The following is a 9,302-nucleotide window of genomic DNA, read 5'->3' on the forward strand; positions in this document are numbered from 1 at the left end:
AAAATTCCGGGACTTTTTCCCTGAAAATTAGGTAATTGACCACCTGAAAATGGGTAAAACCCCACACCCCACACCCCAACCCCCAACCCCCAACCCCCAACCCCCAACCCCCACCGAAAAACTTTTTGCTGCAGACCCTAAGTAACTCTTGCCTTTTGCCCCTTGCATGAGTGCCTATCCTAACCAAGAAGTTAATTTTGTCCTATTACTTAAATTATGCCGACTATCGAACAATTAGAACCCGCTAATAAGGCCGATGTGGTAGTATATATGCCCTACTATGCCAAGGACAAATATAGTATCCTGCCCTATGCGATCGCTTTGTATCAAGCAGGAGCTTTAGAAGGTCATCGTCGCATAGAAAACAGTCAAGGGATTCCCTTTGTAGCGTCTTGGTATGTATCAAAATTGCCCTCGGAATTGACCCGTTGTCGTTTACAATTTGAAGGACAGGCCGACCTAAGCTATGAGATGACGATTATTAACGCCGAGTTGATCGAATACCTCATCGATGCGATTAAAACCTTTAAGCAGCTAGGTTCAGCCGACTTTTCGCAGGGATTTTATCGGAAACTGCTGCGATTTGAAGAATAAAAGTCGGGATTTTACGGGTTAAAAAGGAGCAAATCGTGGCGAAATCAGCCAAATCTATACTCATATCTTCCCTGGAACCCCTCAGTGGTAAATCGGGAACTATCGTCGGTTTAGCGCATCTCTTGCGGCAAAAAGGCCTAGAGATAAGTTACGGCAAACCAGTGGGCAATTGTCCGGGCTACGTCGATGGGCAATTGGTCGATGAGGATGTAGAATTTATCCGGCAATTACTAGAATTATCCCCCGATCAGCTGCGTTTCCCCCTGATCTATACAGATGTGGATTCCGTTGCTAAACGTCTGCAAGGTGCAGATAAACAGGACTACGGCAATATTCTTGCTGGCTATCTCGATCGGGTTAACAGTGATATTACCCTCCTCGAAGGGCCGGGGACTCTCTGGGAAGGGAGTATTTTTCAGTTATCGATGGGGGAGATGGCCAAAATTCTCCAGACTCCGATCCTATTGGTGGCCCGCTATAGTTCTCCCCTAATTGCCGAGAGTCTGCTGAAAGCAAGAGAGGAATTAAATAATCAGCTGCTGGGGGTAGTAATTAGCGATATCCCAGCCGATGATTGGGAGGAAGTACAATCTCTCCTTAAACCCTATCTGGTAAGCCAAGGTGTGGAAGTTTTAGGACTGTTACCCGCTAGTAAACTGCTGCGTAGTATTAGTGTTCGGGAAATTGTCCATCTTTTAGAGGCCAAAGTATTATGTCGGCCCGATCGTTTGGATTGGATGGTAGAAAGTTTAGCGATCGGGGCAATGAATGTCAACGCCGCTTTAGAATATTTTCGCAAGGGGGAAAATATGGCCGTGATTACGGGGGGCGATCGCACAGACCTACAGTTAGCTGCCCTAGAAACTTCCACCACCTGTTTAATCTTAACTGGTTCTATCTCTCCAGATCCCCTGATTTTGGGCCGGGCTGAGGATTTAGAAGTACCGATTCTCTCGGTAAATTTAGATACTCTCACCACCGTGGAAATCGTCGATCAGGCCTTCGGGAAGATTCGCTTACAGGAACAGGTAAAAGTCGCTTGTATTCGAGAATTAATGGAGGAATATTTCCAGATCGATCGCCTGTTAGAAAAGTTAGCAATAGGGGCGTAATTTCTCCCCGGCTGCCGAGAATTTCATTGGAAACCCCTTCATGAGTCTATCATCCTCCCCTGTGTCCCCTCCGGTCAAAGAAAATGACTGGAGCTTATTATTAAGATTACTTCCCTACGCAAAAAAGCAAAAAGCCCTGCTATTCTGGTCATTAATACTTCTTTTTCCCCTATCTCTCACAGGGGCGATCCAACCCTTAATTATCGGTCAAGCGGTCTCCCTTTTGCAAAAGGAACAAACTTGGGATTTTTTGGCTCGAATGCCCTTAATAGCAGCCATTAATACCCTAATTATTATCCTCTCGGTTTCGATTATTTTACGACTGATTTTAGGGACAATGCAAGGTTATCTAGTGCAGAAAGTCGGTCAGTCAATTACTGCTAATGTCCGGGAAGATTTATTTACCCATGTCACCTCCCTTTCCTCCAGTTTTTTTGATCGCTCTCCCGTGGGACGTTTAGTCACTCGTTTAACCAGCGATGTGGAAGCATTAGGAGAAGTTTTTGCTAGTGGGGCGATCGGAGTTGTCAGTGATTTGGTCAATATTTTAGTTATTATCATCACCATGTTTACCCTGCAATGGCAATTAGCTTTATTGTTGGTGTTGATGTTATTTCCCGTCACTGCTTTAATTATCTTTTTTCAAAAACAATACCGCATCGCTAACTATCAAGTCCGCGAGGAATTATCAAAACTTAATGCCCAATTACAGGAAAATGTAGTCGGAGTTAATATTGTTCAATTATTTCGCCGCGAACGCTTTAATGCTGAAATGTTTCGCGCTATCAATACTCAATATCGTCAATCCCTAGATAAAACAATTTTTTATGATTCGGCTGTCTCGTCCACTTTGGAATGGATCGGATTAATTGCCGTGGGAGGAGTATTATGGTTAGGTGGGATTTTTATTCTCCAGAAAACCATTGATTTTGGGGTTTTATCAGCTTTTATTTTATTCTCCCAACGTCTCTTTAATCCCCTGCGTCAGTTTGCCGAAAAATTTACCATGTTTCAAGCTGGTTTTACTGCTATAGAACGAATTGGTGAATTAATTAGTATTCCCATTGAAATCACCGATTCTAACAATTATAAAGAGATTTACTTCCCAGAAAAACGTCAAACTGGCGAGATTATTTTTGAGAATGTTTGGTTTGGTTATAAACCCGATGAATATATTATCAAAGGTCTCAATTTTACCATTCATCCAGGGGAAAAAGTCGCTTTAGTTGGTCCCACCGGTGCGGGAAAAAGTTCGATTATTCGTCTTCTCTGTCGTCTTTACGAACCAAGTAAGGGCAGAATTCTAGTGGATGGTATCGATATCCGTTATCTTCCCCAAGCGGAATTAAGACGTTATATCGGTGTCATTCTCCAAGAAACTTTTCTATTTGCCGGAGATGTTACTCGCAATATTACTTTAGGGGAAAATTATGATTTTGAGCAAGTGAAGGCAGCAGCTAAATTAACTAATATCGATCACTTTATCGAGGAGTTACCCGATGGTTATCATACCCTTTTACGGGAACGGGGCGCAAATTTATCGGGAGGACAAAAACAATTACTCGCTTTTGCGAGAGTCGCTATTCGTAATCCCGAAATTTTAGTTTTAGATGAAGCTACCGCTAGTTTAGACGTGGGGACAGAAGTATTAATTCAAGAAGCTTTAGAACAGATTCTAGTCGATCGTACTGCTATTATTATCGCCCATCGTCTCTCTACTATTCGCGATGTCGATCGAATTCTTGTCCTTAAACGCGGGGAATTAGTCGAATCGGGAACCCATGAAGATTTATTAACCAAAGACGGCCTCTACGCTAGTTTATATAAACTGCAAATGTTAGGCACAGATATTTAACAGTTATCAGTGATCAGTTACCAGTTATCAGTCATCAGTTATGAGATTAAAGTGATAAGTTTTAAGTTTTAAGCTTTAAATGATATTATTCGCCGATCAATCTTCACTAATTACCAATTACTGTTTACTGATTACTGATTACTGACAAATCCCCCCACTTCCCCACTTCCCACAATGTCTTCGCCAGAATCTGCTCCGCTAATATCACAACTGCAAAAAAAAGTCAATAGTTTAGATGTACCATTTTATGCTCCAGGGCATAAGCAGGGGGAAGGAATCGGGGAGGATTTAAGTAATTTACTGGGAAAAAGCGTCTTTAAAGCCGATTTACCCGAATTACCCGACCTTGATAATTTGTTTGCCCCGACGGGAGTGATTAAAGAAGCGCAAATTTTAGCAGCCGAGACATTTGGGGCAGATAAAAGCTGGTTTTTGGTCAATGGTTCCAGTTGTGGCATTATTGCGGCGATTTTAGCCACTTGCGGCCAGGGAGATAAAATTATTTTGGCGAGAAATATTCATAAATCGGCAATTTCAGGCTTAATTCTCTCTGGGGCGCAGCCTATCTTTATCAATCCCGAATATAATCCCACTATCGATCTAAATTTAAATATAACCCCCCAATCCCTCGAAAATGCCCTGAAACTTCATCCCGACACCAAAGCGGTGATGGTAGTCTCTCCCACCTATCAAGGGGTTTGCTGTGACTTAAAAACTATCGCCCAGATTACCGATCATTATTCTATCCCGCTGCTCGTCGATGAGGCTCACGGGGCGCATTTTGCCTTTCATCCCGATTTACCTCCGGCTGCGCTGTCTCTCGGTGCCGATATGGCTATTCAGTCCACCCATAAGGTTTTAGGGGCCTTAACTCAAGCATCAATGTTACACTTAAAAAGCGATCGCATTAGTTCCGAAAAAGTCGATCGAGCCTTACAATTAGTTCAAACCACTAGCCCTAGTTATCTACTTCTCGCTTCTCTTGATAGTGCTAGAAAGCAAATGGCGACGCAAGGACTAGATTTACTGAGCAAAACCCTTGATTTAGCCGCTATCGCCCGAAAAGAACTCAATAAAATTCCTAATATCTCTGTTTTAGACTTTCCCCATTCTATCCCGGGTTGTCACTGGTTCGATCGCACTCGTTTAACGGTAATCGTCAAAGATTTTGGTTTAACTGGTTACGAAATAGACGATATTTTGCGAGAAAAATACGCTGTCACCGCAGAATTACCGACTTTCAGCCAACTTACTTTTATTATCTCCATCGGCAACCATCGAGAACACATTAATCGTCTAATTACTGCTTTTCAATGCCTGAAATCCCCTTCCTCTACCAGTTTACCCCCCACTCCTCCCCCAGTCACGGGAAATTTGGCTATTTCTCCTAGAAAGGCTTTTTTTGCCCCTACAGAGATAGTATCCCGGAAAAATGCCCTCGATCGTCTTAGTGCTGATGTTATCTGTCCCTATCCCCCCGGTATTCCCGTTTTGATGCCGGGAGAGTTAATTTCGCAGGAAATCCTCGACTATCTGCAAACTATTTTAGACCTCGGTGGCACGATTACCGGCGGTAGTGATGATAATTTGGCAACTTTCAGGGTTTTAAAATAATCGCAAAATTATCTGATATATTAGCCGGAAAAAGGCGGTAATAGCAATTGCTCCGATGGCTGCCATCACGGCAATGATAGCAATTTCAGGGAAACTTAGGGTTCCTTGCAGTTCCGTATATAACCAGAAGGCAAAGGAGGTAATTGCTGCTAGAATCGCTAAATCTACCCCTTCAATCACTTTTTTAAATAATGCCAAAACTAAGCCCCCCATGATCATAAAAGCGATGACAATTCCTACCGAGGGGACTAAACTATTTAAGACAATTACTAATAATGTCCCTTCAAATCCTGTAAAGGCAGCATTAGCGAAAGTTTCTCCAAGAGAAAAGCGGGAAGTTTTTCTAATCACTGGAGGAGATGGAGGGGATGGAGGAATTGGAGAAGGTGAAGGAGATGGAGGAATTGGAGAAGGTGAAGGAGATGGGGAAAATGGAGGAGGAGGATTTAAAGCGGTTAAAACTTCTCCACAGGATTGAAATCTATCCAGGGGATTTGCTAGTAACATTTTATTGAATACTCTTGCTAAATCTGCACTGATGTTGGGGGCATAATTTTGCCAATTCCAGACCTGTTTTTGCGGATCGTATAGATCATCAGGATCGCGATTAGTTAAGAGCATAACACAGGTAGCTGCTAGGGCATATAAATCCGTGGCTGCCGATACCTGATTGCCTAATTGTTGTTCGGGAGGGGCAAATCCTGCCGAGTAAATTGTTGTGGATTTCTCTTGTGTATTATTGGGATTATTGGTAGCCTGTTTTACTGCCCCAAAATCGAGTAAATAGAGGCGGCCATTTTTGGAGCGCATGATGTTAGATGGTTTTATATCCCGGTGAATGGAACCATTTTCATGAATAAATTTGAGGATAAGAAGTAATTCTTCGAGAATGTTTTTGACTTCACTTTCTTGAAAGGGTTTTTGTTGCTGTTGGAGAATTTCTTCTAAGTTTTTACCGTCGATATATTCCTGGGCCAGATAGAAAAATTGCTCTTCTTCTCCCGTTAATTGATTCTTGACTGTTAAAGGGAAAAAAGCATAGAGATCGGGGATTTGGGGATGTTCTCGTCCTAAATCTTCTAAAACGTGCGCTTCTTGAAAAAATAAGTTTTTCGCTTTTTCTAAAGCTTGCGGACTTAAATTACCGGAAGGTTGAAATTGTTTGAGTACACATTTAGCTTTTTTGGGACTATAACGATCTACTACTAAAAATGCCGCCCCAAATCCTCCTTGTCCCAATAGACGTTCTGGCAAATAACGTCCCCCTAAAATTAATGGCATCCCGCAAGTAGTACAATACTTCTGATCGATCGAGGTTAAGCGATTGTTATCGTCTAGGTCTGGGCATTGATTACGCGGTTTCGGACAGTGGGGACGCGTGCAAATAACTTCCATAGTCACCGTTTCCCTTGGTACTGCTCTTAGTTTAGCTACTACCGGCAATTCGGGTTAAAATTTTTATTCTTGAGAAAGAGTTAAAAAGAGAGTTCGTAGGCCGAGACGGATTCCCATTATACTACAAGGTTAGCAAAAATTTTTGATTTTGTCAAGTCTTTGGCTGAAAAAAATTCAGCCGGATCTAGCGGTTATCGAAAAAATCGGGTCACGCATATCATTCAAGGCAAGGGTTCTGGCCACGACTTGAGCGAAACGGTCTTGAACCATCTACTCCCGTGTCACCTCGTTTTGAGGCTCTTGAAAATATTGCTTTTTTTTCTCAAAGACAGTAAACTCAAATGTATTGTAAATGTATTTCAGATGAATTATGACTCTATATCTAGTAGAGGATGATCGACAAGAAAGGACAAAAGAAGAGGTGAGCGAGATATTGGAGCGCATTGCCACACTCGCATCAAAATCCCAGGGAGAGTTAATCGAAGCCCTAATCGGTGAAAGAGAGGGGCGGTTATTCCTGATTATCAAAGCGATCGATCGCGCCTCCCTCGAACAAGTACTAGAAAACGCTGGGCTAAGTTGGCAACTAATCAAGGAAATGCGCTTGATTGGGCAGGACTTAGCCACTGTGCGAGAGCGCCAAGACAAAGCCAACTATCTAGTACAGTGGAATTTACCCCCGGGGCTAACGATGGAAACTTACCTGCAACGAAAAGCAGAGAAAACCCCCCTTTACGCTCAAGTGCCTGAAGTCAGTTTCGAGCGTACCTATGTTTGCGAAGACTTGAGTAAATGTCTCTGTTTCTACGATAGTCCCGATGAAGCGGCGGTAAAAAGAGCCAGAGAAGTGGTCGGCGCACCTATAGATAGTTTGACCTCGATTGAAAATATTCACCCCTAGGAGAGAACAATTATGCTCGATCGAGGCTCCGAAATCAGTTCTTTTCTAGAAGAAAGAGCCACTGACCTCAACAACGGTACAGCTAATCTCAACCTCGGTTGGGCCCTAACCAAGCTAGGAGAATCGGGCTGGTTCGGCTATGCTATACCTGAAAGCTTAGGGGGCCGGGGTGGCTCCTTATTACAGGCAGTAGAGGCGATCTCCTCTGTGTCCCAATGCTGCCTCACCACCGGTTTTGTTTTCTGGTGTCAGCGCGTCTTCATTCAATATCTGGCGGCCAGTAATAACACTTACCTACAAAACAAAATTCTACCGGCTGTTCTCAAGGGAGAGATAGCCGGAGCAACAGGACTCTCTAACGCGATGAAGTACCTCGGCGGTATCGAGGAGCTGCGTTTACAAGCAAAGATCGAGGGAGAAAACGTCACTGTTAATGGCTTCCTGCCCTGGGCCTCTAACCTCGACTCTAACGGAGAATTCATAGTGGCCGTTGCCGCTCAAACTACATCTGGACAAACTCTTATCCTCGCCCTTCCCTCCTTCGCAGAGGGGTTAAAACGGGGTGAAGACCTACAATTATTGGGTTTACAAGCTTCCCGCACCAGTACCCTTGAATTCGATCGAGTTCAGTTATCTCACGACTGGATTATCAGCTTTGAAGCAGAAAAATTTTTACCCTCAGTCCGCCCCTGTTTCTTGCTGTTACAATGCGGACTGGCCCTTGGCATTACGCGTAAATCCCTTGGGGAGACGGAGAAAAGTTTAGGGGGAAAGGCCGCGGTAGCGAGCGATCGTTATTTCTTCGCCCGGGAGCGTCTGACTCGTCTAGAAAAGACAATCGAGGAATTGAGCACCCTAGAAAGCTTCGATCTCGGACGAACACGCCAACTATTCACCCTCAGAGTGGACATTACCCGGTTAGCGGTGGAATCCGTATGGTTAGAAGCGGAAATTAAGGGAGGAAAAGGCTATTTTCGTAATAGCGACACGGCGCGACGGCTGCGCGAGGTCGCCTTTTTACCAGTGTTAACTCCGAGCCTGATTCAACTAGAAAGAGAGTTACAACGTCAGTCCTCTACCGATAAAATTCTCACTGGCGAACTCGATCGAGCGGGGGTGAGGGAATGAGCGTCGCCACTGATTACCCCGTCCTCACCCTGAAAAATCTCCACAAACGCTATAAAACCCGCAATGGCTACCGTACCGTTTTTGAGGATATTAACCTACAGGTGCGGTCCGGTGAGGTGGTTTGTTTGCTTGGGGCTAGTGGTTGCGGCAAATCTACCCTCCTTGCTACCGCCGCTGGTTTGCAAAGTGCCGATGGCGGAGAAATACAATTGCACTCACGACCCCTACAAGCACCAGACATCCGCAGCTCGATCGTCTTTCAATCCCCCGCCCTTTTACCTTGGTTAACCGTTTGGCAAAACGTGGCTTTTGGTTTGAAATTAAAGCGGATGCCCCGTCTCGATCATCAGCAATTACGCGAAAGGGTTCACACCGCTGTTAAAAGCGTGAAACTAGAGGGCTTCGAGCGTGCCTATCCTCATCAACTATCGGGCGGTATGGCTCAGAGAGTTTCTCTAGCCCGCGTCCTCGCCCGCCGCCCCTCTCTCCTCCTCCTTGATGAGCCGTTTAGCGCCCTCGACGCGATCACCCGTTTCGAGATGCAAAAACTCCTCCTAGAAGTCATAAGCTAAAACGCACTTAAACCACCTAAAATAGAAATAGTAACTTGAGAAAAATCCTACTTATGCCAGCCAAAGATTTCCTAGACTTAGAAGAAAAGAAAAACTTACAAAAAGCTCTTAAAGAAGAAGAAAGAGCAGAG

8 protein-coding genes are annotated in these 9,302 nt (G+C 44.2%); 7 read left to right on the forward strand and 1 reads right to left on the reverse strand.

Features of this window, described 5'->3' with window-relative positions; translation table 11 throughout:
* Positions 1-216: 216 nt before the first annotated feature.
* The 4 genes from ebsA (at position 217) to IM322_RS14755 (ending at position 5,175) form a co-directional block, all read left to right on the forward strand.
* The gene (gene ebsA, locus IM322_RS14740) at positions 217-594 is read left to right on the forward strand and encodes a type IV pilus biogenesis protein EbsA (RefSeq protein WP_287675532.1); all 378 of its coding nucleotides are present in this window, start codon (positions 217-219) and stop codon (positions 592-594) included.
* 35 nt (positions 595-629) lie between these two features.
* Positions 630-1,706, forward strand: a complete 1,077-nt coding sequence (locus IM322_RS14745; RefSeq protein WP_287675533.1) for a phosphotransacetylase family protein — start codon at positions 630-632, stop codon at positions 1,704-1,706.
* A 40-nt stretch (positions 1,707-1,746) separates the two neighbouring features.
* On the forward strand, positions 1,747-3,561 hold the full coding sequence (locus tag IM322_RS14750; protein ID WP_287675534.1) for an ABC transporter ATP-binding protein: 1,815 nt from the start codon (positions 1,747-1,749) through the stop codon (positions 3,559-3,561).
* A gap of 174 nt (positions 3,562-3,735) precedes the next feature.
* Complete coding sequence (locus tag IM322_RS14755) at positions 3,736-5,175, forward strand: aminotransferase class I/II-fold pyridoxal phosphate-dependent enzyme (RefSeq protein ID WP_287675535.1); 1,440 nt, start codon at positions 3,736-3,738, stop codon at positions 5,173-5,175.
* Here the strand turns inward: IM322_RS14755 and IM322_RS14760 are convergent.
* Positions 5,167-6,570 (reverse strand): serine/threonine-protein kinase, encoded by a 1,404-nt coding sequence (locus IM322_RS14760; RefSeq protein WP_287675536.1) that lies wholly within the window; start codon positions 6,568-6,570, stop codon positions 5,167-5,169. The two genes, IM322_RS14755 and IM322_RS14760, sit on opposite strands and share 9 nt — an antisense overlap.
* Before the next feature lie 370 nt (positions 6,571-6,940).
* Between IM322_RS14760 and IM322_RS14765 the strand changes: the two genes are divergently transcribed.
* The 3 genes from IM322_RS14765 to IM322_RS14775 are packed head-to-tail and all read left to right on the forward strand — an operon-like array spanning position 6,941 to position 9,171.
* Positions 6,941-7,471 (forward strand): DUF4242 domain-containing protein, encoded by a 531-nt coding sequence (locus tag IM322_RS14765; protein ID WP_286826784.1) that lies wholly within the window; start codon positions 6,941-6,943, stop codon positions 7,469-7,471.
* 12 nt (positions 7,472-7,483) lie between these two features.
* Positions 7,484-8,599: an acyl-CoA dehydrogenase family protein gene (locus tag IM322_RS14770; protein ID WP_287675537.1), complete on the forward strand. Its 1,116-nt coding sequence runs from the start codon at positions 7,484-7,486 to the stop codon at positions 8,597-8,599.
* Positions 8,596-9,171 (forward strand): ABC transporter ATP-binding protein, encoded by a 576-nt coding sequence (locus tag IM322_RS14775; protein ID WP_287675538.1) that lies wholly within the window; start codon positions 8,596-8,598, stop codon positions 9,169-9,171. The genes IM322_RS14770 and IM322_RS14775 overlap by 4 nt, the downstream gene beginning before the upstream one ends.
* Positions 9,172-9,302: the final 131 nt, after the last annotated feature.

Source organism: Microcystis sp. M109S1 (assembly GCF_020247025.1).
In the GTDB taxonomy this organism is placed as follows: Bacteria; Cyanobacteriota; Cyanobacteriia; order Cyanobacteriales; family Microcystaceae; genus Microcystis.

Bases quoted from the DNA above. Each gene is read 5' to 3' on its own strand.
- ebsA (WP_287675532.1), top strand. From the start codon at position 217: ATGCCGACTATCGAACAATTAGAACCCGCTAATAAGGCCGATGTGGTA.
- IM322_RS14750 (WP_287675534.1), top strand. From the start codon at position 1,747: ATGAGTCTATCATCCTCCCCTGTGTCCCCTCCGGTCAAAGAAAATGAC.
- IM322_RS14755 (WP_287675535.1), top strand. From the start codon at position 3,736: ATGTCTTCGCCAGAATCTGCTCCGCTAATATCACAACTGCAAAAAAAA.
- IM322_RS14760 (WP_287675536.1), bottom strand. From the start codon at position 6,570: ATGGAAGTTATTTGCACGCGTCCCCACTGTCCGAAACCGCGTAATCAA.
- IM322_RS14765 (WP_286826784.1), top strand. From the start codon at position 6,941: ATGACTCTATATCTAGTAGAGGATGATCGACAAGAAAGGACAAAAGAA.
- IM322_RS14770 (WP_287675537.1), top strand. From the start codon at position 7,484: ATGCTCGATCGAGGCTCCGAAATCAGTTCTTTTCTAGAAGAAAGAGCC.
- IM322_RS14775 (WP_287675538.1), top strand. From the start codon at position 8,596: ATGAGCGTCGCCACTGATTACCCCGTCCTCACCCTGAAAAATCTCCAC.